General features: G+C 68.1%; 22 protein-coding genes, 2 tRNA genes and 3 pseudogenes. 12 read left to right on the top strand and 15 right to left on the bottom strand.

Annotated elements, in window-relative coordinates; genetic code table 11:
• Positions 1-3 precede the first annotated feature (3 nt).
• The 3 genes from Plo01_RS14260 to Plo01_RS14250 all read left to right on the top strand — a co-directional run bounded on the left by Plo01_RS14260 (position 4) and on the right by Plo01_RS14250 (position 3,611).
• Positions 4-1,167 carry a sigma-70 family RNA polymerase sigma factor gene (locus tag Plo01_RS14260; RefSeq protein ID WP_444980760.1) on the top strand — a complete coding sequence of 388 codons (1,164 nt, stop codon included), beginning with the start codon at positions 4-6 and terminating at the stop codon, positions 1,165-1,167.
• A gap of 55 nt (positions 1,168-1,222) precedes the next feature.
• Entirely contained in the window at positions 1,223-2,644 is a 1,422-nt protein-coding gene (locus Plo01_RS14255; protein WP_203891048.1) for a DHA2 family efflux MFS transporter permease subunit, read from the top strand.
• A gap of 157 nt (positions 2,645-2,801) precedes the next feature.
• Positions 2,802-3,611, top strand: a complete 810-nt coding sequence (locus Plo01_RS14250) for an isocitrate lyase/PEP mutase family protein (protein WP_203891047.1) — start codon at positions 2,802-2,804, stop codon at positions 3,609-3,611.
• A 42-nt stretch (positions 3,612-3,653) separates the two neighbouring features.
• Here Plo01_RS14250 and Plo01_RS14245 read toward each other — a convergent pair whose 3' ends face one another.
• Complete coding sequence (locus tag Plo01_RS14245; protein WP_203891046.1) at positions 3,654-4,142, bottom strand: hypothetical protein; 489 nt, start codon at positions 4,140-4,142, stop codon at positions 3,654-3,656.
• Between the two features lie 499 nt (positions 4,143-4,641).
• Here Plo01_RS14245 and Plo01_RS14240 point away from each other — a divergent pair.
• The 3 genes and pseudogenes from Plo01_RS14240 to Plo01_RS14230 all read left to right on the top strand — a co-directional run.
• Positions 4,642-4,950 (top strand): annotated as a pseudogene (locus Plo01_RS14240) (transposase family protein); the annotation flags it as partial.
• Positions 4,951-5,023: 73 nt separating this feature from the next.
• Positions 5,024-5,746, top strand: a complete 723-nt coding sequence (locus Plo01_RS14235) for a helix-turn-helix domain-containing protein (protein ID WP_203891045.1) — start codon at positions 5,024-5,026, stop codon at positions 5,744-5,746.
• A gap of 58 nt (positions 5,747-5,804) precedes the next feature.
• On the top strand, positions 5,805-6,464 hold the full coding sequence (locus Plo01_RS14230; RefSeq protein ID WP_239316310.1) for a dihydrofolate reductase family protein: 660 nt from the start codon (positions 5,805-5,807) through the stop codon (positions 6,462-6,464).
• A gap of 434 nt (positions 6,465-6,898) precedes the next feature.
• Here Plo01_RS14230 and Plo01_RS41225 read toward each other — a convergent pair.
• Positions 6,899-7,168, bottom strand: a pseudogene (locus Plo01_RS41225) (response regulator); the annotation flags it as partial.
• Between the two features lie 76 nt (positions 7,169-7,244).
• Between Plo01_RS41225 and Plo01_RS14220 the strand changes: the two are divergent.
• Positions 7,245-8,585 (top strand): S41 family peptidase, encoded by a 1,341-nt coding sequence (locus tag Plo01_RS14220; protein WP_203891043.1) that lies wholly within the window; start codon positions 7,245-7,247, stop codon positions 8,583-8,585.
• A 326-nt stretch (positions 8,586-8,911) separates the two neighbouring features.
• The gene (locus Plo01_RS14215; protein WP_203891042.1) at positions 8,912-9,739 is read left to right on the top strand and encodes a hypothetical protein; all 828 of its coding nucleotides are present in this window, start codon (positions 8,912-8,914) and stop codon (positions 9,737-9,739) included.
• A gap of 4 nt (positions 9,740-9,743) precedes the next feature.
• Here Plo01_RS14215 and Plo01_RS14210 read toward each other — a convergent pair whose 3' ends face one another.
• The 4 genes and pseudogenes from Plo01_RS14210 to Plo01_RS14200 all read right to left on the bottom strand — a co-directional run bounded on the left by Plo01_RS14210 (position 9,744) and on the right by Plo01_RS14200 (position 11,244).
• Positions 9,744-10,223 (bottom strand): transposase, encoded by a 480-nt coding sequence (locus Plo01_RS14210; RefSeq protein WP_373871691.1) that lies wholly within the window; start codon positions 10,221-10,223, stop codon positions 9,744-9,746.
• A gap of 39 nt (positions 10,224-10,262) precedes the next feature.
• Positions 10,263-10,370, bottom strand: coding sequence for a transposase (locus tag Plo01_RS41310; RefSeq protein WP_373871692.1), 108 nt, complete (start codon positions 10,368-10,370; stop codon positions 10,263-10,265).
• 35 nt (positions 10,371-10,405) lie between these two features.
• Positions 10,406-10,543, bottom strand: a pseudogene (locus tag Plo01_RS41305) (transposase); the annotation flags it as partial.
• Positions 10,544-10,629: 86 nt separating this feature from the next.
• On the bottom strand, positions 10,630-11,244 hold the full coding sequence (locus tag Plo01_RS14200; protein WP_239316308.1) for a TetR/AcrR family transcriptional regulator C-terminal domain-containing protein: 615 nt from the start codon (positions 11,242-11,244) through the stop codon (positions 10,630-10,632).
• A gap of 440 nt (positions 11,245-11,684) precedes the next feature.
• Here Plo01_RS14200 and Plo01_RS14195 point away from each other — a divergent pair, with 440 nt between their 5' ends.
• Positions 11,685-12,173: a DUF6326 family protein gene (locus Plo01_RS14195; protein WP_203891038.1), complete on the top strand. Its 489-nt coding sequence runs from the start codon at positions 11,685-11,687 to the stop codon at positions 12,171-12,173.
• 624 nt (positions 12,174-12,797) lie between these two features.
• On the opposite strand, the gene Plo01_RS14185 is transcribed toward Plo01_RS14195, so the two are convergent.
• Entirely contained in the window at positions 12,798-13,511 is a 714-nt protein-coding gene (locus Plo01_RS14185; protein ID WP_203891037.1) for a hypothetical protein, read from the bottom strand.
• Positions 13,512-14,034: 523 nt separating this feature from the next.
• Between Plo01_RS14185 and Plo01_RS14180 the strand changes: the two genes are divergently transcribed.
• Positions 14,035-14,652, top strand: a complete 618-nt coding sequence (locus tag Plo01_RS14180) for a hypothetical protein (protein WP_203891036.1) — start codon at positions 14,035-14,037, stop codon at positions 14,650-14,652.
• 214 nt (positions 14,653-14,866) lie between these two features.
• On the opposite strand, the gene Plo01_RS14175 is transcribed toward Plo01_RS14180, so the two are convergent.
• Positions 14,867-14,928: transfer RNA gene (locus tag Plo01_RS14175), tRNA-Ala, on the bottom strand.
• A gap of 288 nt (positions 14,929-15,216) precedes the next feature.
• On the opposite strand from Plo01_RS14175, the gene Plo01_RS14170 reads away from it, so the two are divergent.
• Positions 15,217-16,476 carry an ATP-binding protein gene (locus Plo01_RS14170; RefSeq protein ID WP_203891035.1) on the top strand — a complete coding sequence of 420 codons (1,260 nt, stop codon included), beginning with the start codon at positions 15,217-15,219 and terminating at the stop codon, positions 16,474-16,476.
• Between the two features lie 214 nt (positions 16,477-16,690).
• On the opposite strand, the gene Plo01_RS14165 is transcribed toward Plo01_RS14170, so the two are convergent.
• The 7 genes from Plo01_RS14165 to Plo01_RS14135 all read right to left on the bottom strand — a co-directional run bounded on the left by Plo01_RS14165 (position 16,691) and on the right by Plo01_RS14135 (position 20,065).
• Positions 16,691-16,762, bottom strand: a tRNA-Val gene (locus Plo01_RS14165).
• A gap of 34 nt (positions 16,763-16,796) precedes the next feature.
• Positions 16,797-17,762, bottom strand: a complete 966-nt coding sequence (locus Plo01_RS14160) for an ROK family protein (protein ID WP_203891034.1) — start codon at positions 17,760-17,762, stop codon at positions 16,797-16,799.
• Positions 17,763-17,923: 161 nt separating this feature from the next.
• Positions 17,924-18,298, bottom strand: a complete 375-nt coding sequence (locus tag Plo01_RS14155) for a hypothetical protein (protein WP_239316306.1) — start codon at positions 18,296-18,298, stop codon at positions 17,924-17,926.
• Positions 18,299-18,346: 48 nt separating this feature from the next.
• Complete coding sequence (locus Plo01_RS14150; RefSeq protein ID WP_203891033.1) at positions 18,347-18,805, bottom strand: peroxiredoxin; 459 nt, start codon at positions 18,803-18,805, stop codon at positions 18,347-18,349.
• Between the two features lie 96 nt (positions 18,806-18,901).
• Complete coding sequence (locus Plo01_RS14145) at positions 18,902-19,330, bottom strand: DUF3052 domain-containing protein (RefSeq protein ID WP_203874949.1); 429 nt, start codon at positions 19,328-19,330, stop codon at positions 18,902-18,904.
• 123 nt (positions 19,331-19,453) lie between these two features.
• Complete coding sequence (locus tag Plo01_RS14140; RefSeq protein ID WP_203891032.1) at positions 19,454-19,861, bottom strand: secondary thiamine-phosphate synthase enzyme YjbQ; 408 nt, start codon at positions 19,859-19,861, stop codon at positions 19,454-19,456.
• 9 nt (positions 19,862-19,870) lie between these two features.
• Entirely contained in the window at positions 19,871-20,065 is a 195-nt protein-coding gene (locus Plo01_RS14135; RefSeq protein WP_203891031.1) for a DUF1918 domain-containing protein, read from the bottom strand.
• 256 nt (positions 20,066-20,321) lie between these two features.
• On the opposite strand from Plo01_RS14135, the gene aceE reads away from it, so the two are divergent.
• The gene (gene aceE, locus Plo01_RS14130) at positions 20,322-23,072 is read left to right on the top strand and encodes a pyruvate dehydrogenase (acetyl-transferring), homodimeric type (protein ID WP_373871687.1); all 2,751 of its coding nucleotides are present in this window, start codon (positions 20,322-20,324) and stop codon (positions 23,070-23,072) included.
• The last annotated feature ends 73 nt before the right edge of the window (positions 23,073-23,145 follow it).

The following is a 23,145-nucleotide window of genomic DNA, read 5'->3' as shown; positions in this document are numbered from 1 at the left end:
CGGATGAGCTCGCAGAAAATTCGGCGCCGGCCGACCACTTTCCGGCGGTGGCGGTGTCCATCCCCACGAGAGATACCCGGGAGAGAGGGAGCCACCATGCGAGGGATTCCGCCGAGCGGGGAACCCGGCGCCTCGGCCTGTGCCCGGCGCCCGGACGGCGATCTGCTGGTGCTGGCGCGAAGCGGGGACGGTGAGGCGTTCCGCGAGCTCGTCGAGCCGTACCGGCGTGAGCTCCAGGTGCACTGTTACCGCATCCTCGGCTCGGTGCAGGACGCCGAGGATCTGCTGCAGGAGACGCTGCTGGCCGCATGGCGCGGGATCGACGGCTACGCGGAACGCGCGTCGGTGCGGACGTGGCTCTACCGCATCGCGACCAACCGCTGTCTCAACGCGCTGCGGGCCGGTACCCGCCGCCCGCAGGGATATGCGGCCTATCAGCCGGAGGTCCCGTTGCCTGAGCCGTCGCGCCTCCGGGCGGAACCGAGCTGGCTGGAGCCGTACCCCGATGTGCTGCTCGACGAGATCGCCGACCGCCTGCCCGGACCGGAGGCGCGATACGAGGTCAGAGAGTCGGTGTCGCTGGCGTTCCTGGCGGCGCTGCAGCGATTGCCGCCGAGGCAGCGAGCCGTATTGGTGCTGCGGGACGTCCTGGCGTTCCGGGCCGTCGAGACGGCGGAAATTCTCGGCACGACCGAGAACGCGGTGACCAGCGCGCTGAAACGGGCACGGGCCGCGCTGGCGCACGAGCTTCCGGGTTCCGACCGGGAGAGCGCCCCGCTGCCGAACTCGCCGGAAGAACGCCGGATCGTGGATGCTTTCATCCGCGCGTTCGAGGCCGGAGACGTCGATGAGATCGTGGCTCTGATGACGGACGACGCGTGGCTGACCATGCCGCCGCTGCCGCTGGAATATCAGGGCCTTGACGCCGTCCGGAACTTCCTGGCCACCGTCGCGTTGCGCAACGGCCTCAGATACGTGCTGATCCCGACGCGGGCGAACGGCCAACCGGCGTTCGGCTGCTATCTGCGTGACCCGCGGACCCCGATCATGCACGCGCACGGAGTCCTCGTACTCACCCTGACCGGCGATCGGATTTCCGTCCTGACCCGATTCATCGACAACTCGCTTCTGACGGTCTTCGGACTTCCGCGATCGCTGCGCGCCTGATCGGCCGCGAAGAACCTGAACAGGAGGAGAAACGGTGAGTGGCGGCGGCGGAGGAATGACGTCCAAGCAGGCCTGGGTGTTGGGGCTTGCTTCGCTGGCATCGTTCATGATGTCCCTGGACAGCCTGATCGTGACCACGGCGTTGAACACGATCCGCCAGGACCTGGCGGCGTCGATCGAAGAACTCGAGTGGACCGTCAACGCCTACAGCCTGACGTTCGCGGTGCTGCTGCTGACGGGAGCGGCGCTGGGTGACCGGTTCGGCCGCCGCCGCGTGTTCGTCGTCGGACTGGCGCTGTTCACCGTCGCGTCGGTGGCCTGCGCCTTGTCACCGGACATCGGCGTTCTGATCGCCTCCCGGGCGTTCCAGGGCGCCGGCGCCGCGCTGGTGCTGCCGCTGTCGCTGACCCTCGTCAGCGCGATGTTCCCGCCCCGGCAGCGGGGCAAGGCGATGGGGCTGTACCTGGGCATCACCGGCCTGGCGACGTTCGGCGGCCCGTTCATCGGCGGTGTCGTCACCGAAGAGCTGGCCTGGCAGTGGATCTTCTGGCTGAACCTGCCGATCGGAGTGATCGCGATCCTGCTCACGGTGCGGCGCGTCGATGAGGTCACCGGCCCGGACAGCCGGCTCGACCTGGGCGGGGTCGCGCTCGTGACCCTGGGCGCGTTCGGCGTCGTCTGGGGTCTGGTCCGCGGAAACGCGGCGGGCTGGAGCAGCGCGGAGGTACTGGGCGCGCTGGTGCTCGGCGTCGTGCTGGTGATCGCCTTCGTGCTCTGGGAACGACGCACGGAGGCGCCGATGCTGCCGATGCGCTTCTTCCGGCTGAGGGCGTTCGCCACGGCCAACCCGGCGAACTTCTGCGTCTTCGCTTCGCTGTACGGCACGCTGTTCTTCCTCGCGCAGTACTTCCAGACCGTCCACGGTGAAGGACCCCTCGGCGCCGGCCTGCGGTTGATGCCGTGGACCGCGACGCTGATGGTGTGCGCGCCGATCGCCGGCCGGTTGGCCGACAAGGTCGGCGAGCGGACGTTCGTGGTCGGCGGGCTGCTGCTCCAGACCTTGAGCATGGGCTGGATCGCCGTGGTCGCCGACACCGGTACGGACTATCTCGAGCTGCTGCCCGCGCTGATCATCGGCGGCGCCGGACTGACCATGGCCATGCCCGCGGCGCAGAAGGCGGTGGTCGGAGCAGTGCGGCCGCAGGAGATCGGTCAGGCGTCCGGCGCGTTCATGACGCTACGGATCTTCGGTGGGGTGTTCGGCGTCGCGGTCACGGTCGCCGTCTTCGCGGGTGCCGGGGGTTACGCGTCAGCCGGGGAGTTCGGCGAGGGTTTCACCGCGGCGATGGGCGCGGTCGCCGCTTTCGCGTTCGCCGGCATGCTCATCGCACTCGGCATGCCCGGCGGACGGCTGACTGCCGTGACCGCACCGGCGCAGGCGGCAGGCACCGCGCCTCAGGGTGAGAAGGTCCCGTAGAGAAAGGTCCCGTGGCCCGGTGGTCCAGTCGTGACCGGTCCGGCCGCGGGCACGGCGGGATCCGCCGGTTCCACCGCCGGATCGCCGCCGTTCCCACGGCCGGGCGCGCATCGTGAGTGACGTTGTCCAAGAAGACGCCCATGACATGGAGGACTCAATGAGCGACCTGTCCCACCCGGAAGCCCGGGATGCTTCGCCGTCCCGGGAGAAGGCCGCCACGCTCCGCAGGCTGCACGTGGCCGGTGATCCGCTCGTGCTGCCCAACGCCTGGGATGCGGCCTCGGCCCGGATGGTCGAGGCGGCCGGGCTGCCGGCCGTGGCCACGAGCAGCGCCGCCACGGCCGCGGTGCTCGGCTACGACGACGGTGAGGCGGCGCCGGTCGAAGAGGTGCTGGCCGCGACCGAACGGATCGTCCGGGCGGTGAGCCTGCCGGTGACCGTCGACTTCGAGCGCGGCTACGGGCTCGCGCCGGCCGAGCTGGTCGAGCGGTTCGCCGCGACCGGGGCCGTCGGATTGAATCTGGAGGACTCGAACCCGCCGGACGGAAACATGATCGACATCGCTGAGCAAGCGGACTTCCTGGCCGCGGTGCGCGAGGCGGCGGTATCGCTGAACGTGGACCTGGTCGTCAACGCGCGTACGGACTCGTTCCTGCGCCGGTCCGGGCCGCCGGAGGCCCAGCTCACCGCCACGCTCGACCGCGGCGCCCGATATCTCGCAGCCGGCGCCGACTGCGTCTATCCGCTCGGCGTCGGCGATCCCGGCGTGATCCGGGTCCTGACCGAGGGCATCCCCGGTCCCGTCAACGTCGCGTACGGGCTCGGGAAGCTGTCGCTGGCCGAACTCGCCGCGCTCGGCGTCGCGCGGGTGACCTTCGGGCCCGCCCTCCAGCGGCACCTGTACGACACGTTCGGGTCCGCGCTGTTCTCGGCCGTCGCATCCGGCGAGAATCCCTTCACGCTCTGACCTCGCCCACGGTCGTCGTCATCCGATCGGTCACTCGCGGACTCAGAAGTTCTCTCTCCACACGTACCAGGAGCCATGGAAGTGTTCGACGTCGGGCGCGTAGTCCGTCTCCTCCGGCAACGGCGGCTCGCCCTTCGGACTCCAGATGAAACCATGATCATGGATGCCGTTTCCTCCCCCCGCCAGGGCGAAACGCACGGTGTCCCCATGGCGGGTGGCCCAGGAGATGTCGAACGACCCCAGCGTCGCCGGCCCCGTCTTCCAATCGGGACCTCCCTCCATCGCCGAGCGCGCGACCTTCTCGAAGCTCTCCTCAGAGAGGGCGAACCTGGCCTGCTTCACCACCCCGGACGACGCGAGCACCAGGAGGACCGGAAGTATCCAAAGCGGGCTGAGCCCCGGGAAGGAAGCCGCGTACAGAAGCAGCAGACCGATGACCACCTGCGAACCGATCAACAGAAGCCCCGGCGCGCCGATTGATCGTCCAGACCGTTCCTTCACAACCACGACAGCTCCAACCAGCGTCGGCACATCTACGACATTCCAACCTTGAAGGTTAGGCACTCATGAGGCGGCGAGCCGGTAGCTCACGCACCTGAAGGATGCCGACGTACGGCTTGAGCCGGGCCGGACCACGCGAACGTACTGGATCCTCATAATTCAAGCGCCCGCCGGAGGGGGAAAAGGAAACATCGGTCGCCAGTTCTTTCGGGCACGCCGCTCTCGCATCTGCAACGAATTCATGAATCACCCTATCGATCACATGCAAGGGGCGAGGTTCCGTCCACACCTCATCCTGGAATACTGAGGCTTTTTCATCCCCCGATGGACCACCGGCTGGTCACAGCATGATCGCGGGTGCGGCGTTTGCCTGATGACGTAGAGAAGCTCCCGGTAGACGGGTTGATCACCACAACCATCACCGTCACAGCCAGGAGCTTCAGGTGCTGTTCCACCGCGCCGCGGTCGATGTGTCGCGTCCAACGCTGACCTACGTGGCCTGCGCAAGGCCAGGAAGGACGGACTGCACTACCTGGTCCTGGACGGCACGCTGATCCACACCGACCACGTCAAGGCCGACCGGCCCTACTACTCGGCCAAGCACCGCGTGCACGGCATGAACATCCAGGTCATCGCCTCCCCGAACGGGACGATCATCTGGACCTCCGGCGCCCTGCCGGGCAAGATCCATGATCTGACCGCCGCCCGCATCCGGGGCATCCTGCGCGCGCTGGAGCAGGCCGGCATCCTCACCCTCGCCGGCAAGGGCTACCAGGGCGCCGAAGGGCCGATCGTCCCGCCGTACAAGGGCCGGAATTCGATCACGATCACACTGCCGTTGGTGACACTGCCGATTTTTCTCTACGCTCCGGGGGAACCTGAGCAGGTTGGAAGTGGAGGGAGCCTTGGCCTTGCGGTTCGAGCATCGCGACACCGAGATCGACGCGAGCATCGTCGACCGCGTGTGGCGCACCCGCAGCGATGTCGAGGACACGATGACCTCCGCGGCGCGCACCTGCCGGCATCTGATCCTCTCGCGGACGCGGGGACGCCTGCTCGCCGGTCTGCGCGGGCCGGAGACGAGGGCGACCACCGCACCGGTCTCGCCGGACGCCGAGTTCCTCGGGGTCCGGTTCGCGCTCGGCACGGTTCTTCGGCCGCATCCCGCAGCCTCGGCCATCGACGGGTACGTGCCGTTCCCGGTGACGGACTCGGGCAGGATCGTCATCGGCGGCCAGGACTGGGAGGCGCCGACGTACGAGAACGTCGAGCACTTCGTCCGGCGACTGCAGGACGCGGGTCTGCTGGTGCGATCGCGCCTCGCGGACCAGGAGCACGCCGCCGAGCATCCCAAGGCCAGTCCCACCGAGCGTACCCTTCAGCGTCGCTACCGCGCGATCACGGGGCTGTCGCGAACCGCCGTGACGCAGATCGACCGCGCGAACGCCGCGGCCACGATGCTGCGCGACGGCCACGACTGGCGCACAGTCGTCGAGACGCTCGGGTACTTCGACCAAGCCCACCTCGCCCATGCGCTGCGTCGCTACGTCGGGCGCACCGCGCGCGAGCTGCAGGCGGGCGAACATGCCGCGATGTCGTTCCTGTACAAGACCCACCCCGGGCCCGGCAGCTAGCGTCCGCCTGTCGGCCGATCCCGGCCGGCCGTCCGCAACCCGGATTCAGGGGAGAACCGTGCTGCTCAGCGTCAATATCTTCGTCAGCCTCGACGGCGTCATGCAAGGGCCCGGAGCCCCCGGCGAGGACCGCTCCGGCGGCTTCGACCGCGGCGGGTGGCTCGTCCCGCACGCCTCGGCGCACACCAACGAGGTCGTCGAGAGCTGGTTCCGTGAGGCCGGTGCGTTCCTGTTCGGTCGCACCAGTTTCGGCCTGCTCGGCGGGTACTGGTCGAAGGTCACCGGACCTGACGACCTGATCGCCACCCAGCTCAACACGTTGCCGAAGTATGTCGTCAGCTCGACGCTGACCGACGAGGAAGCCGACTGGAGCCCGACGACCGTCCTGCGCGGTGACCTGCTCGACGAGGTACGCCGCCTCAAGGAGCTTCCCGGCAAGGAGCTCCAGGTTCACGGAAGCTGGAGGCTCGTGCAGACGCTGCACCGGGCAGGACTCGTCGACGTCTACCGGCTCCTCCAGTACCCGGTCGTCGTCGGGACGGGGAAGAGCCTGTTCCCGGATGGATCGACCCCCGCGACGTTCACCACCGCAGAAGAGCACGCGCGCGTACTGCCCGGCGGCGTCGTCTCGCTGACCCTCACCCCAGCGAGCCTCGGCACGATCTCCGCGGGCGCCTACACCGTGGACGAGGGGCGCTCGGTGACGGTCCTTGGCTGACACCGATGCCCGACCGGCTTCGGGAGGCTGATCTCCGGCCAAGACGAAGGGGGCCTCAGCTCATCGCCACCACCGGTTCCATTCCGCTGCGCGAAAGCCGGAGCAGGAGCCCTTTCCCACCTGGCGGCGCTGGTCAACGTAGGCGCAAGGGGACTGGGTTGAGGTGAGATGAGGCCCCCGGTGAGACAGCAGTCGACCAAGATCCGATGCCCCGACCGGGAGCCTCGTCTCATCCGCTACCGCCTTCTGCAGGTCCGCCGTGACCTGGGCCATCAGGATGAAAAAGCCTCACCGATCCGACACGCCACCCGTCTTCGAACCGCCGGACACGGACAGCCCCGTCCTCAGAGAAGCCGCCCGATTCCATTACGAACGGGCGCCTCTGACCAGTTTTTCCCTTTCAGCAGTTCCACAGCGAGTTCGACAACGGGGAAGAGGCCCGCCACCCGCTTCGGCACCGATGCCGCCGCCGTCAGCAGGGTCCGCGTACGGCTCCCGCGCATCACCGGCTCACGGCAGACGGGGTCACCGTGCATCTCGGGCAGGTCCCGATCCAGCACGAGAACGTCGTAGTCGTGCACCGCCGGCCGCGCCACCGCAGCGGCCCCGTCGTACGCCACGCCGACGGCCATGGCATGGCGGCGCGGCCCCACCGCCACGGGACCGGCCAGATCGCGTTCGTCCTCAACCACCGGAACCCGCATGCCGGCGTTCCGCCACGAATGGCGGTAACAGCGGCGTTCACCGCCGTGTAACCGGCCCCCGGCCATGCTGGCGGCCATGATCAGAACCCTCTGCGCCGCCGTCCTGGTGACGGCCTGCTCCATGTCCGCGTCTGCGTCCGCCCTCACCCCTCAGCCGGTCTCCACCCCGGGCGCCGACTGCGCCGCCGTCACGGGGCCGCCGCCGCAATCGGTGCCGCCGACCTCGGTGAACACGCTCCGGCAGGCGTACTTCTGCGTGCTGGACAACTACTACAGCGGCCCGGCCATGGATTCCAGGGCACTGCTGAAGAGCGCCCTGGCCGCCTACACCCAGGATTTGATACGGCGCGGCGCCGACCGGGCCGACCTCCAGTTGCCCGCCCTGACCGGGGACCGCGACACCGACTGGGCCGCCTTCGCGAAGGTCCTCGGCACCGGCGATCCCGCCGCGCTGCGCGCCGCGATCACCGGCATGGTCGCCGGACTCCACGACAACCACGCCCGCTGGGTCAGGCCGACCCCGCCGCCGGAGGGCGGGCCGGTCGGGACAGGCATCGTGGGCGTGTCGGCCGGGCAGGGCCCGCAGTTCGACCCGGCGGCCCGGCCGCCGCTGTTCATCACCCGGGTCCTGCCCGGCAGCCCCGCCGCCAAGGCCGACATCCGGCCCGGCGACATCATGCTCAAGGTCAACGGCGTGCCGACGGTCATCGGGGACACCGTCAACGACGGCATCATCGACGCCTTCGCCTCCGACCCGGTACGGCTCACGCTCAAGCGCCCGACGACGGGACGGACCCGCACCGTCGAGATCAGGCAGGGCCCCGTCACGCGGCAGCCCCCGAAGGTGACATCGAAGACGCTCCCCGGCGGCGCCGTCTACGTCCAGCTGCCCGGATTCTACGAAGGCGCCGCCGACCAGGTCATCGCCAAGCTGCAGGGCAAGCCGAAGGCGGTGGTCCTCGACCTGCGCGGCAACGGCGGCGGGTCACCCCGCGAGGTGACCCGGCTGCTCGGCGCGTTCGCGCACGGCAAGGTCACCAGCTACTTCTGCCCGCTCAAGGGCGACTGCGTGCCCAACCGGACCGACGACAGCGTCCCGCTGCTCGGCTCGCGCCTGGTCGTCCTCACCGACCGCGCGTGCGCCTCGGCCTGCGATGACTTCAGCGCGGCGGTCAAGGGCAACGGCCTGGGCACCCTCGTCGGGACCCGCACGGCCGGGGCCGTCTCCGGCCCCGGCGAGGGATACCTCCTCGACGACGGCAGCGTCCTGATCCTGCCCAAGGTCCGGCACCTCGGCCCCGCCCGCGAAATCATCGACACGATCGGCGTACCGGTCGACCACTACGCCCCCATGACCGCCCTCGACCTGGCCACTGGGCGCGACCCGGGCGTGGCCAAGGCGCTCACGCTTCTTTGACGCGCTTGCCGGCTTGAACGAACCGGCACGCGTTCATCCCGGTGGGCGTGTGCCGGACCGAAGACCGATGCCGGTGTGCGGAGCGGCATCTCGTTTACAAGGCAATCTCGACAAGTCCCCGACCAGGACCGATACCGCGCCTGAGCTGCGGCTACGATCTCTCGTCGTCCACCGGTGTCCAGTCGCATCCACGGTCGTTGTCACTCAGCCGGTCATCCGGAAAGAGATCCCTACAGGCAGGGATCTCCTCCGGCCGAGTGTCCAGACTCCTTTCATCCGTGACTGCTGCGATCATGCGACGCACATGGTCGATGAAGGACTGACAGATGCAGCAAGAACCAGGGACTCCAGAAACCAACGGCGGTACGGACACGGCTCACCTGACCGTACGCGCCCGTGACAAGCGAGTCCGTATCCGGCTGACCGTGGCGAACGATCCCGCCGCGCCTCCAGAGGTCCTCCGAGCCATGGCGGCAGATCCTTCCCGCACGGTCAGGCGTGCCCTCGCGGCTCGGACCGACGCACCCGGTGAACTGCTGCGTGAACTCGCCCGGGACCCGGATCTGAAGACCCGCCAGACACTCGTCGAGAACCCTGCCTGCCCGCCTGACGTGCTGATCATTCTGGTGGACGACCCTCACGGGTCAGTCCGGTGGTCGCTGCCGGACCATCCGGGCGCCGACGTCGAAGTCCGCCGCGTCATCTGCCGATCCGCCGATGAGGACCTGCGCCGACTGCTCGCCGGGAGAGGTGGGCTGGACGAGGAGACGAACACGGCTCTCGCTGCGGACCCCTCTCCGGCCGTCCGAGCAGGCTTGGCAGCGTACACCGATGATCCGGACCTCCTCACCGCCCTGATAGCCGACCCCGACCCCAAGGTCCGCATCGGCGCCACTCAGAACCCGCGCACCACGACAGAGCAACATCGCCTTCTCGCCAACGACAAGTCCATGGCCGTCCGCGCGGCCGCAGTGCAGTCCGAGCGACTCCCGTATGACGAGTTGCAGCGCCTTGCCCGTGATCGATCGGTCAACGTGCGATGGTGGCTGGCCGTATGGCCCACGACACCGGAAGCCATCGTGCGGATTCTCGCTGATGATCCCCATCCCGACGTGATGACCCAGGCCCGGGCGAGACTCGGGCAAAGCACGTAACCCTTCAAACGCTTACGGGATAGAACGGCGGCAGCCCGCGCAGCGAGCCGCCGGTCTCGCTGAAGACGGTGAGGATCTGCTGGTAGTCGGGATGATCGAAGCCGACCAGCGGCGGCGCATCCGGTTCGGCCGGAGCGGGGTCCGCTTCAGCGAGAGACAGGAGCGTCTTGCGGCTGATCCGCAGATGCTCGGCCTCCTGACTGAGTTCACTGAGCCGCGCGGTCAGGGAGTCGATGCCGGTCTGGGTCTGCTCGATCTGGCGGGTCAGGGCCTGTTCGCGGGTATCGAGGCGGTCCAGCAGGGCGATCCCGGCGGCGTTCTCGTGAGCTGAGGCCGCGAGCACGACGACCGCGATGACCAGCCCCAGCACGTCTACGGCCAGACCTCGTTTGCGGCCCGGCACCTTCTTGGCGACGTCCCGGCCGGTCGTTTCGGCGGGAACCCCGGCCGCGACGTGGACGCTTTGGGTGTCCAGCACGACCAGGCTCGGGTCGGCTAATCGCTTCTTCTGCTCGCGCAGATGTCAGCGCAACAGGTCGTGGATCGTCTCGTCGGTGCCGTCGTCGCGCCATTTGGCGAAGTAGTAGTACGTCGCGCCCTTGGGCGGCAGGTCACGGGAAGATAGTCCCATTGGACGCCGGTTCGTCCCTGGTAGCGGATCGCGTTGACGATCTCCCGCAGCGCATGGTTGCCTTCGTGGCCGCTGACCGAGGGGTGCGCGGCCTTCCATGCCGTGAGGACCGGTTCGATCAACGCCCGCTGAGCGTCGGTTAAGTCGCTCGGGTACGGCTTGCGCTCAGTCACCGCGCCATCCCAGCACAACTGGACCCGCAGACTGGCGGTAACACCACAAATCCACACGATCACATAACGACATCACGGATGGAGGCTCACGTAGGCACTCTCAGGGGCTCGAGGGCGGCTAGGACGAGGTTGAGGCCGAAAATGAACTCCTCCGCCGGGTCGAAGCCGGCAGCGACGAGCGCCGCGGCGGACTCGTTGAGGTAGGGGAACTCGTCAACAGGAAGCTGGGGCAGGAAGACATCCTCGGCCATGTCCGCGAACTCATCGGCGGTGTCGAACGGCAGGCTGGCTTCCTGCAGGGCGAAACCGTAGACGTAGCTGTCGAGCAACCAGTTGGCGTGCGTCGCCGTCAAGACCGGGAAGCCAGCCCTCCGCAGGCAGGCGGTGACCGCTTCGCGGTGGCGGAGGTTCGCGGGCCCCGGCGATGTCCGCGACTCCATCAGGCCGATCGCCCACGGGTGGCGTGCGAGAACCTGCCGGGCGGATACCGCCCGACGTCGCATCGCTGACTGCCAGTCGGTCTCTTCGGGCGGGAGCTCGATCTCCTCGAACACGACGTCGATCATGGCGTCCAGCAACTCCTCCTTGCTCGCCACGTAGTAGTAGAGCGACATCGCGCCCGCGCCGAGCGCGCGAGCCAGCCGGCGCATACTCAGCTCGCCGACCCCCTCGCGGTCGGCGAGCCGGACCGCCTCGGCCACCACCCGCTCCTTGCTCAGCCCCGCATCTGACGCGACCTGGCGTCGTTCCCTCGCAGACAACGGGTCTCCTCGCTCCCTCGAACGCCTTGACAATCGTCCAGCGCACGGTCATGGTACAGCGTACTACTTCTTCGTACAACGTACGACGTACGATGTACGAAGCAGCGAGAGTCGTAGCTCGGACGCGAGGAGGCTTCTGTGGGAATCGAACAGCGATCGAGTGCCGGAGCACGCCTGGCGCCGGGGGCGAGTCCGGCCGGGGCGACAACGATGCGGACCGCCGACCAGCACCGCTACGGCCTGCCCTCGGCGCTCGAGTCGTCCGAGGTCAGGGCTACCGATGCCCGGTCGAGGCGATGTGCTCGTCCAGGTGGGCGCGGCCTCGGTACATCCCTGCCGCCACTCCGGCGGAGGGACCGCTCCTCTCGAAAGAAGAACCGATGACCATCCGAACGAAAACCCCGAACCTGTTCGACAACCCGCCGGTCCCCGTGCAGGCCAAGCTCGCCGCCGCGTGGACCAGCTTCATGTTCCTCTACATCTACGTCGACTACTTCCACCTCCACAAGCCCGGCGTCATCGACAACCTCCGCGCCGGCGTCGTCTTTGAGTTCGACATCGGCCCGACGTTGTTGACCATGATGCTCGCGTCCGTGGCGATCCCGGCCCTGATGGTGATGCTCTCCATGACGCTGCCCGCCCGGATGAACCGCGCCACGAACCTCGTTGTCGCATTGCTCTACATCCCCTACTCGGTGGTCAACGCGGCAGGGGAGTCCTGGGACTGGGCCTTCTTCTACGGCCTTTCCATCGGAGTCGAGGTGCTGCTCCTGGCCTTCATCCTGCGCTCCGCCTGGACCTGGCCTCGAACCCCCGCCGTCCCAGCCGGTCCCGCGACGACCGATCTTCGACAGGACCTCCGACAGTAGGTATCCGTGTAAAGCCCTACGGCGTGAAGCCCGCCGCCGCGGACACCGGGCCGACCGTGACCAGCCCAGTCGCGGTATACGCAGAGAACCTGCTCACGAGCGGTCCGGTGTCCGCGCCAGCCGCGCCCGTAGGCCGAACGGCGGCTGACCGACCAGCAGACCTCATCCAACCAACCACAACGACGAAAGGCGCATTAGCTCGCTTAACGCACTCTCAGATCGAAAGCGGCGATCTCGACGCCATGGAACGGGAAACCCTCCGCGCCTACGCAACCGCGCTGGGTGGACACCTCGATGTGACGATCAGCGTCGGCCCGCGCTCCGTCAAGGTCGCCTGAACCAGGTACGTTCGCCAGGACCAGCTCTCGCCTCATCGTATGGAGACTCGCCGACGAAGCGAGATGTCGCCAAGCGGCAATCCGAGCAGGTCCCCGACCAGTACCGGTACCGATCCTGACCTGCGGCTATGACCTCCGGCCGTCCACCAGCGTCCAGCCGTGTCTACGGCCGTTGTCACACCCAGTCGCTCACTCAGCGACTTCCTTGGACATGGCCTTATCACACCCGTCTTCGATGGGCTTCGTCGCACGAGTGCCGAAGGAACCCCGACCACGTATTCGTTGATCACTGTCTACCGCCGGTAATCCGCCGAGCCGGGTGGACCGACGCGTCGATGAGAGCGCGGTCACCGAGTGGTTCGTCGAGTTCGACGGTGAACGGCGTCGGGGGATTCCCCTGGCACGTCCGGACTCCTTCCGAAGCAAGAGGTTCGACGCCGATGACCAGACGCACCTCAGCCGGAGTCTGCTCAATGCCGGCCAGCCGTACGCGACCGTCCGCCCGCTTGCCGCTGGCGCATCCTCGCTCGGTGACCAGAACGTGCACCTTCCGCGCCTCTACGCCCGGTGGCACAGCGGGATCCAAGGTCACTTCAGCTGCTCTCAGGGAACCGAGGTCTTTTCGCAGATCACAGTGACCGGACGACCTCAGGTGCCAGCCAGGGCGACCGTCATTCCCCGGAGGACCGAACCGTTCGACCACCAGGAGGGCATGAGCGCCCACCGTCCCTTGCCCCTGTTCGTGCGACACGTCTAGCTCTCGCATGAGAGCCACCCGGGCGTCGCTCTCTTCGATGATCCTCCAGGAGGGAAGATCCTCAATCGGCCGCACCTCTTGTCCCTTCAACGCCTCCCGGCCGTCCGGACCGAGCTCGCTCGCCGATCTCGCCTCCTTCAGTGCTTGCAGCGAAACCTCCTGGTCACCACACCGGTAGGTCGTATCGGTGAATCCGGAAACGCTGCATCCGACCGCTCCCATGATCATCAGAAAAGAGAGCAACACCGTTGTTCTATGAGACATCATCACTCCACTCAACGCCTGAGGCGCCTTCCACCGCCAGAGGATCTGAGCTCGAGAGGCTGAAGTTACAGCGCTGAAGGGTAGTGACGACCGGCGCAGGACCGTCTATGCCGGAGGCCTGAGGTACGGCGGGGGCGGTGGACTGACCGCCGAGCATCGCGCCAAACGTGGGCGGCTGCGCTTTGAGGCCGCCGGCCGAGGTCAGCAGGATCATCGCCCGCCGGTAGCGCACCGTGCCGGTCGTGCCGCGTCGCACGATCCCCTGCAGTTTCTGTCCTTCTTGGTCGGTGAATCTGCGGACCTTGACCGGTTGGGTCGCCTGGCCTCCCGAGCGCTGATCGAATGTGATCAGCGTCCATCCAACCGGCCGGAACGTCCTGCACGCCAACCCTGTGATCGTTTCTAGTCACAGCACCAGGTCGTTCTGATATAAGACGTGAACCCAGCGCACATCCCGGGCGTCTCCTCTCCCGTCCACCTCTCTGCCCCCGGGAGACACTCCATGCGCCTGCATCGCGCGCTCGTCGCTCTCGTCCTGCTCCCCGCCGCCTTGTTCGTTGCTCCGCCGGCCGCGGCCACGCCCGCCCAGAAGTCCACGAAGGTCGTCGAAGGGTCCGGCGACGACGTCTTCCGGATCACGGCGACGAAGACTCGCGGCATCCTGAAAATCACCCACGACGGTGAGATGAACTTCGCCGTCTGGTCCCTCAGGCCCGGCGGCGGCAAGAACGACCTGCACGTCAACCACATCGGCGCCTACTCCGGCACGATCGTCTACAACCTCTACAACTGGCACAAGACCTCGGCGTTCGAGATCAACGCGGACGGCAACTGGCGGGTGGAGGTCAAGCCGATCACCTCCGCGCCGCTGTGGAAGACCCGCACGATCCGCCTGTCCGGAGACCGGGTCCTGAAGCTGCCCACCACGGTGAGGGGTCTGAAGACAATGCGTTACCGCCACTCCGGTGCCGGCCATTTCGCGATCCACGCTTTCGGCTCTGCAGGGAATCCTCACCTGCTTGTCAACAAAGTCGGCAAGACCAGCGGGAAGGTTGTTCTCCCCGCTGGTGTCCGATACGTGAGCGTCAAGGCCGATGGAGCCTGGTACCTGGTCAGGTAGGGGGCCGTACAACGTGGAGGCCGCTCACCGGAGGGGGTGAGCGGTCTCCACTCAGTCGTCGACGATGACGCCGATGTCCGCCATCCGGTCAGTGACTCCGCGGCCGGCGAGAGGACCGTCTCATAGGCGGTGGCTGCCTGAGCGACGTAGCCAACCTGTGGCTGATCGAAAACGAAGACCTCTCGGCCTGTTTTACCAGGCCAGGAGGCTTCGGTGGGCACTACTGGGTTCGAACCAGTGACATCTCGCTTGCAAGGCGATCCGAACGGATCTCCCATCAGGATCGATATCGCCTCTGACCTGCGGCTACGATCCATGGCTGTCCGTCGTTGTCCAACCCCGTCCACAGTCGTTGTCACCCAGTTGGTCACTCAGGACACAGCCCCCAGGGTGCGGGTCACCCCTCGGTGCTCCCCCACCGACCGGAGCTTCGAATCTCTTTTGGGGATGGCTGCGTACCACCGACCAATCCACCATTGCATCAGCGTCCATCGCACCATTCAATCAGCGACTATCTCACCGCGATCATGGCGTCTATCTCACCGCCTCTGACATGATGAGCGTATGGTCACCACACCTATGGGGCACCTGGTCCGACGTCACGCGGAGCAGGCCGTCACAGACGCTTTAGCCGATACCCGCGTCGTCCTGGTCAACGGCGCCCGACAGTCAGGCAAAAGCACTCTGGTCCGGCAGCTCGCCAAGGCTGGAGACACCGAGTGGCGTGATCTCGACGACCCATTGACCCGGCAGGCGGCGCTGAGCGACCCCAGCGGATTCGTCGATTTTCCGGAGCGGATGGTCATCGACGAGATTCAGCGGGCCCCCGAACTGCTGCTCGCCATCAAATCCCAGGTGGATGCCGACCCGAGGCCCGGTAGGTATCTACTCACCGGCTCCTCTCGTCTCCTCGCGCTGCGTGGGCTACCCGACACCCTGCCGGGACGGATGGAGACCATCGAACTCTGGCCGTTCGCGCAGGGGGAGATCGACGGGCGACCCGATGGGTTCATCGATGCGGTCTTCGCCCAAGGGCCCGAGTTACGGCACACTTCCCAGCTGACCCGCGCTGACTACACCGAGCGCCTGGTACGCGGCGGTTACCCCGAGGCGGTCGCCCGCACCAGTGCCCGTCGCAGGCAACGGTTCTTCGACTCCTACGTCGGCGACCTGATCAACCGTGATGTGATGCGGCTGTCGGAGATCGAGCGCACCGCGGAACTACGCGCGTTGATCAAACTGCTCGCGGCCAGATCCGGCCAATTGCTCGTCATCCAAGCGCTGAGCCGTGATCTCGGGTTGCCTGGCACCACGACCGCGAGGTTCTTGGCGCTTCTGGAAGAGGTCTTCCTGGTGAAGCGTGTTCCCGCCTGGTCGAAGAACATCAGCAGTCGGGCCGTCCACACCCCCAAGATCGCCTTTGTCGACTCGGGTGTGGCCGCGAACCTGCTCGGCGCCGACGCCCGGGGCCTGCTCCGGCCGGGTTCCGCGTTCGGCCCTCTGCTGGAAGGGTTCGTCCTCATGGAGCTGGCCAGGCAGACGACCTGGTCAGACACCCTGGTCGAGCTCTATCACTACCGGACCAAGGACAAGGTGGAGGTCGACGCCGTCCTGGAGACCCGCCAGGGCCAAGTGGTGGGCATCGAGGTCAAGGCCGCGTCCACCGTGCGGCCGGAGGACTTCAAAGGACTTCGTCACCTCGCCGAGCGCATCGGCCCCGACTTCGTCGCCGGACTGGTCCTGCACACCGGCGCCCACACCTTCTCCTTCGGAGACCGCATGCTGGCCGTCCCGGTAAGCACTCTCTGGGAGACACACCCGTAGCCGCCACGACCGCCCGGAACCCGATCAGCCATACCTTCACCGACCCTCAGCAAAGGTCCCGCTCCTGAGCCGGACGGCTGCAGCATTTCTCATCCACAGTGGAAATGTACGAGCGATAGCCCGTTAAGCGAGTGCTCACCGAGCGGTGAACGCTCGACACCCCCCTGAAAACACGGCGCCCCTGGCCTGTCCGTGCAGGCCAGGGGCATTGTTGTGGGCACTACTGGGTTCGAACCAGTGACATCTCGCTTGTAAGGCGAGCGCTCTACCGCTGAGCTAAGCGCCCGGAGGGTTCCTGACGGAACAGGCGGGACACAACCTTACGGCACCGCCGGGGTTTTCGGCACATCGGGCGACCATGACGCGCCTGCGTGCGCGAATCCGGCCGCGCGCCAGCCGAGCAGGGACGCGCCCAGCATGCCCGCGTTGACGCCGAGGGCGGCCCGGCGGAGCGGGGGGGCGGCGCGGAAGGCCAGGCGTTCGGCCAGGCGGGCGGCCAGGGGGTCGGACAGGAGGGGGCCGGCCTCGGCCAGGCCGCCGCCCAGGACGATCGCGGAGGGGTCCAGCAGGAGCGTGTAGGTGGCCAGGGCCAGGGAGAGGGCCTCGACCGCCTCGTCCCACACCTCTGTCGCCACGGGGTCGCCGGCGGCGGTCAGCGCGGCGATCTCCTCGGCCGTGGCCGGGGATCCCGCGCGGGCGGAGTAGCGGCGGCCGACGGCCGAGGCGGAGGCGTAGGTCTCCAGGCAGCCGATCTGGCCGCAGGCACACGCCTCGCCGTCGGGGAAGACCGGGATGTGGCCGATCTCGCCGCCCCAGCCGGAGGTCCCGCCGTACGGCTCGCCGCCGATGATCATCGCGCCCGCGATGCCGGTGCCGATGGGCAGGAACAGGAAGTCGGCGATCTCCCGGCCGGCGCCGAGAACGCTCTCGGCCAGCCCTCCCGTGCGCACGTCGTGGCCGAGCCGGGCGGGGACGTCCAGCGGGACGAGGTCCGCGGCGGGGACGTCGCGCCAGCCGAGGTTGGCGGCGTACAGGGCGGTGGCGGTCGCGTCGTCCACGAGGCCGGGTACGGCGATGCCGACGGCGGCCGGGCCGGCGCCGAGGACCTCCTCGCCCCGGGCGGCCAGGTCCCCGACGAAGGAGCGGATGGCGGCGACCACGGCGGCCGGGCCGCCCTCGCGGCCGGTGGGGCGGCGGTCGGTCACGGCGACCTCGCCGGACCGGGTGACGATCCCGCCCTTCATCGAGGTGCCGCCGACGTCGACGGCCACCACGTAGTCGCTCATCCAGCCCTCATCACGATCATCGGTGCGGGAACGCCCGTTCCGGGGAGAGGGCAGCGCGACATTACGATCATCTGCCCTTTTTGTGCCGACTTACCCTAACCCAGGGCGGGGCAGCGCCGGCATCGCCTTCCAGGAACCGAGACAGGCGGAGGACGATGCCGTCAGGCGTGCGAGGTGAGCCGGCCGAGCACGCGGTCCAGCGCCGCCGCGACCTCGTCGGCCAGTCCTTCCGGCCCTTCCGGCCGCGCGGGGCAGTCCGGGCGGTGCCCGGCGAGCCGTACCTCTCCGCAGGAACGGCACTCCACCTCGCCCAGCCGGCAGATGAGCGCGGTGGAGCCGCACGTGGCGCAGGCGTCGAGGTCGAGATCGGTCATCCGCTGGCAGTCCGGGCAGACGAGCACCTGGGCATCCTGGCGCACCCCGCGCTTCCACGGGCTGGCGCCGCGTACCGGGTCGGTCTGCCGGGCCCCGCACGAGAAGCAGGGCATGATCGCCTCCGAGTGGTCGAGACCGGCGGGCGCTCGGATCGCGTCCACCGGATCACCGCTGAGAAAAGGTTCGGCGAGCACCTCGCGGCACTCGGTTCAGGGAAGCTGCGCGAGCGCCGTGCGGTACTCGGCGATGTCGCGTGCCTCCGGGATCGGGTTCACGACGCGCCAGCGGACCACGCCCTCGCCGTCGATGATGAAGGTGCCCCGTCTCGCGACGCCCCTGTCATCGTCGAACACACCGTACGCCCGCGCGACCTGTCCGTGCGGCCAGAAGTCGGAGAGGAGGGAGAAGCCGTAGCCCTCCCGGTCGGCCCAGGCCCGCTGGCTGAACACCGAGTCGACGGAGACGGCGAGGATCTGGACGTCCTCCGGCAGGCCGGCGGTCAGTTCGTCGCGGACGGCGGAGAGTTCGCCGTGGCAGACGCTGCTGAAGGCGAGCGGGTAGAAAATCAGCACGACCTTCTTGCCCCGGTGGCCCGAGAGCGTCACCGGGGTTCCGTGCTGGTCCCTCAGCTCGAAGTCGGGAGCCAAGGAGCCCACCTCGACCGCCATGGTCGCTGGTCCTTTCACGCGGATGACGGACGGACGTCATCATCCTGCCGTACGGCTCGCGCGAGCCGTACGGCAGGGCGGACCCCTACCGGTCCCTTACCGGCGTGCCTTGGGCGTGGCGAGCCGCGTCCCCGACCAGTCGGGGGCGGCGCTGATGCTGCTGGTCTGCGAGAGACCCGCGGTCGTGGCATCCTCACCGATATCGCTGGGCTCGACGTGCCCTTCCCGGCCGGCCTTGGGAGTGAGCAGCCAGATCTGGCCGCCGTCGGTCAGGTTGGTCACCACGCTGCTCAGGGCGTCGAACAGATCCCCGTCCCCGTCACGCCACCAGAGCAGCACGACGTCCACGACGTCGTCGTAGTCTTCGTCGACCAGTTCGTTACCGGTCAGCTCCTCGATGGAGTCGCGCAGATCGTCGTCGGCGTCCTCGTCCCATCCGACCTCCTGCACCACCTGACCCGGCTTGAGGCCGAGTCGTTCGGCCAGGCTGCGTTCGCCCTGCGCCTGACCCGCGGTCGCGCTCACGTTTATCCCTCCTGCTTCGACGGCCCCGCCCTTGCACGGTGCTCACAGTGCTTCGGCACAGTCCACACGCTGTGACCCTCAGTCGTCAACGGTCGCCACGGCAACGACTAGGCCACGTCTGGATCAGTCCGACAAAAATGACAGGCGCACCTGGCGCTCCCTGTTGTCAACGTTGAGATCCACCACGGCGATGGACTGCCAGGTGCCCAGCGCGAGCCGCCCGGCGATCACCGGGACGGTGGCGTACGGAGGAACGAGAGCGGGCATGACGTGCGAGCGCCCGTGCCCCCGGGATCCGTGCGCGTGCTTCCACCGGTCGTCGGCCGGGAGCAGGTCGGACAGGGCCGCGAGCAGGTCGTCGTCGCTGCCCGAGCCGAGCTCGATCAGCGCGACGCCGGCGGTCGCGTGCGGCACGAAGACATGCAGCAGTCCGTCGCCCCCGCACGATCGGACGAAGCCCTCGCACTCGGAGGTGATGTCGTGCACCCGCTCGCGGGAGCCCGTCACCACCTCGATCGTCTGAGATCTCACATACGAATCCTACGATCCGCGCTGCGCAGGGACGACGACCGCGTCGGGGCCGGGGAAGACCAGCCCGGTGTGACCGTCCTCGAACCGCACCAGGTAGGGAGGTTCTCCCCCGGTCCCGCGCACCTCGACGATCTCTCCACGCCGGTTTCCCTGCCCGGTCGTGTGGCCGTGGACCAGGATCTGGTCCCCCACCGTCGCGTGCATCTCTTGTGCCTCCCTCCAAACATGATGAGTCCGGACATCTCCAGATTCGTACGGAGGGGCTCTCCAGAAAAGGGGGACCCCCATGTAATCTTCCCCAAGGATTCGTCCTACCATCGGTGGTCTAGGCCACTTCCCCACCCCTGCCAGCAGGGACATCATGGTTACCGGTCAGTAGAGATGCACTTTCCGGAGGAAGAGACCAGGATGGAAGGCGACCTACACCAGACAAAAGTCCATCCTCGGAAGGCGAGACCCAGTGGCTTCCGGACGCCAGCGTTTCTCGATCATCAGCGACGGCCTACCCAGCCAGCTCCCTGATGTCGACCCCAGCGAGACCCAGGAGTGGCTCGAGTCACTCGACAACGTCATCAAGACGGAGGGCCGCACCCGGGCGCGATACTTGATGCTCCGGCTGCTCGAGCGGGCCCGTGAGCGTCAGGTCGGCGTACCCGGCCTGCGCAGCACCGACTACATCAACACCATCCCCCCGGAGCGCGAGCCCTGGTTCCCCGGCGACGAGCACGTCGAGCGGCGGATCCGCGCCTACATCCGGTGGAACGCCGCGGTCATGGTGACCCGGGCCAACGCGCGCACCAACGTCGGCGGGCACATCGCCACCTACGCCTCCGCCGCGTCGCTCTACGAGGTGGGCTTCAACCACTTCTTCCGCGGCAAGGACCACGGCGAGTCCGGCGACCAGGTCTTCTTCCAGGGCCACGCCGCCCCGGGCATCTACGCCCGCGCGTTCCTGGAGGGCCGCCTCAACGAGGCCCAGCTCGACGCCTTCCGTCAGGAGCTGTCGCACGGCTTCAAGGGCCTGCCCTCCTACCCGCACCCCCGCCTCATGCCGGACTTCTGGGAGTTCCCCACGGTCTCCATGGGCCTGGGCCCGATCGGCGCGATCTACCAGGCGCGGTTCAACCGCTACCTGCTCAACCGCCAGATGAAGGACACCAGCCGCAGCCACGTCTGGTGCTTCCTGGGCGACGGCGAGATGGACGAGCCGGAGTCGCTCGGCGCGATCGGCCTGGCCGCCCGCGAGGAGCTCGACAACCTCACCTTCGTCATCAACTGCAACCTGCAGCGCCTCGACGGCCCGGTCCGCGGCAACGGAAAGATCATCCAGGAGCTGGAGTCCTACTTCCGCGGCGCCGGCTGGAACGTCATCAAGGTCGTGTGGGGCCGCGACTGGGACCCGCTGCTGGCCGCCGACGTCGACGGCGTGCTCGTCAACCAGATGAACACCACCCCCGACGGCCAGTTCCAGACCTACTCCGTCGAGACCGGCGAGTACATCCGCGAGCACTTCTTCGGCGGCGACCCGCGCCTGCGCAAGATGGTCGAGCACCTGACCGACGACGACATCCGCAAGCTGTCGCGCGGCGGCCACGACTACCGCAAGGTCTACGCGGCCTTCAAGGCGGCCCGCGAGCACGTCGGCCAGCCGACGGTCATCCTCGCCCAGACCATCAAGGGCTGGACGCTCGGCAAGGACTTCGAGGCGCGCAACGCGACGCACCAGATGAAGAAGATGTCCAAGGCCGAGCTGAAGGAGTTCCGCGACCGGCTGTACCTGCCGATCCCGGACTCGGCGCTGGACGCCGAGCTGCCGCCGTACTTCCACCCGGGCGAGAACGACCCCGAGATCGCCTACATGAAGGAGCGCCGCGCGGCCCTGGGCGGCGTCCTGCCCAAGCGCGTGGTCCGCGCCAAGCCGATCACGCTCCCCGGCGACGCGGCCTACGCGCAGCTCAAGAAGGGCTCCGGCAAGCAGAACGTCGCCACCACCATGGCGTTCGTCCGCCTGCTCAAGGACCTCATCCGCGACAAGGAGATCGGCCACCGCTTCGTGCCGATCATCCCGGACGAGGCGCGCACCTTCGGTCTCGACGCGATCTTCCCGACCGCGAAGATCTACTCTCCGCACGGCCAGACCTACGAGGCCGTCGACCGGGAGCTGCTGCTGTCCTACAAGGAGTCGACCGAGGGTCAGATCCTGCACGAGGGCATCAGCGAGGCGGGCTCGATGGCCTCGGCCATCGCCGCCGGCACGTCGTACGCCACGCACGGCGAGCACATGATCCCGGTCTACATCTTCTACTCGATGTTCGGCTGGCAGCGCACCGGCGACCAGATGTGGCAGCTGGGCGACCAGATGGGCCGGGGCTTCCTGCTCGGGGCCACCGCGGGCCGCACCACCCTGAACGGCGAGGGACTGCAGCACGAGGACGGCCACACCCCGCTCATCGCCTCGACGAACCCGGCGGCGGTCTCCTACGACCCGTCGTGGGCCTTCGAGATCGGGCACATCGTCCGGGACGGCCTGCGCAGGATGTACGGCGAGCAGCCCGAGGACGTCTTCTACTACCTGACCGTCTACAACGAGCCCTACCTCCAGCCCGCCGAGCCGGAGAACCTCGACGTGGACGGCCTGCTCAAGGGTCTCTACCGGTTCGCGCCCGCGCCCGCCGGGGTCTCCGGCCCGAAGGCCACCATCCTGTCCTCCGGCGTCGCCGGCCCGTGGGCGGTGGAGGCCCAGCGCATGCTCGCCGAGGACTGGGGGGTGGCGGCCGAGCTCTGGTCGGCCACGTCCTGGTCGGAGCTGCGCCGCGAGGCGCTGGCCGTCGAAGAGCACAACATGCTCAACCCCGACGCCGAGCAGCGCGTGCCGTACGTCACCCGGGCCCTCTCCCGGGCCCAGGGCCCGTTCGTGGGCGTCAGCGACTACATGCGCGCGGTGCAGGACCAGATCGCCCAGTGGGTGCCGGGCGACTGGACCTCCCTCGGCACCGACGGCTTCGGTCTGTCGGACACCCGCTCGGCGCTGCGCCGCCACTTCCACGTGGACGCCGCCTCCATCACGCTGGCGGTGCTCACCCAGCTCGCCCGGCGCGGCGAGGTGGACGGCGAGGTGCTGCGCGAGGCCATCGCGAAGTACCACCTGAAGAACGGCGTGACCGAGGCCGGTGGCGCCGAGAGCAACGACCTGCAGTCGATGGGCCTGTAGGGCCCTGCTCCCGCGCGGGAACCCCCTTCCCGGCGTAGCCTCTCCACTACGACGAGGCCCGCCGGGGGGAGGG

Source organism: Planobispora longispora (assembly GCF_016863135.1).
Classification (GTDB): Bacteria; Actinomycetota; Actinomycetes; order Streptosporangiales; family Streptosporangiaceae; genus Planobispora; species Planobispora longispora.
Note: the sequence above shows the minus strand (reverse complement) of the source record. Positions and strands in the feature narration are given on the sequence as shown.

Excerpts from the sequence above, each read along its gene's own strand:
- Plo01_RS14260 (WP_444980760.1), top strand. The coding sequence starts at position 4 with ATGAGCTCGCAGAAAATTCGGCGCCGGCCGACCACTTTCCGGCGGTGG.
- Plo01_RS14250 (WP_203891047.1), top strand. The coding sequence starts at position 2,802 with ATGAGCGACCTGTCCCACCCGGAAGCCCGGGATGCTTCGCCGTCCCGG.
- Plo01_RS14195 (WP_203891038.1), top strand. The coding sequence starts at position 11,685 with ATGACCATCCGAACGAAAACCCCGAACCTGTTCGACAACCCGCCGGTC.
- Plo01_RS14220 (WP_203891043.1), top strand. The coding sequence starts at position 7,245 with ATGATCAGAACCCTCTGCGCCGCCGTCCTGGTGACGGCCTGCTCCATG.
- Plo01_RS14170 (WP_203891035.1), top strand. The coding sequence starts at position 15,217 with ATGGTCACCACACCTATGGGGCACCTGGTCCGACGTCACGCGGAGCAG.
- Plo01_RS41310 (WP_373871692.1), bottom strand. The coding sequence starts at position 10,370 with ATGGGACTATCTTCCCGTGACCTGCCGCCCAAGGGCGCGACGTACTAC.
- Plo01_RS14150 (WP_203891033.1), bottom strand. The coding sequence starts at position 18,805 with ATGGCGGTCGAGGTGGGCTCCTTGGCTCCCGACTTCGAGCTGAGGGAC.
- Plo01_RS14135 (WP_203891031.1), bottom strand. The coding sequence starts at position 20,065 with ATGCACGCGACGGTGGGGGACCAGATCCTGGTCCACGGCCACACGACC.
- Plo01_RS14215 (WP_203891042.1), top strand. The coding sequence starts at position 8,912 with ATGCAGCAAGAACCAGGGACTCCAGAAACCAACGGCGGTACGGACACG.
- Plo01_RS14255 (WP_203891048.1), top strand. The coding sequence starts at position 1,223 with ATGACGTCCAAGCAGGCCTGGGTGTTGGGGCTTGCTTCGCTGGCATCG.
- Plo01_RS14180 (WP_203891036.1), top strand. The coding sequence starts at position 14,035 with ATGCGCCTGCATCGCGCGCTCGTCGCTCTCGTCCTGCTCCCCGCCGCC.
- Plo01_RS14160 (WP_203891034.1), bottom strand. The coding sequence starts at position 17,762 with ATGAGCGACTACGTGGTGGCCGTCGACGTCGGCGGCACCTCGATGAAG.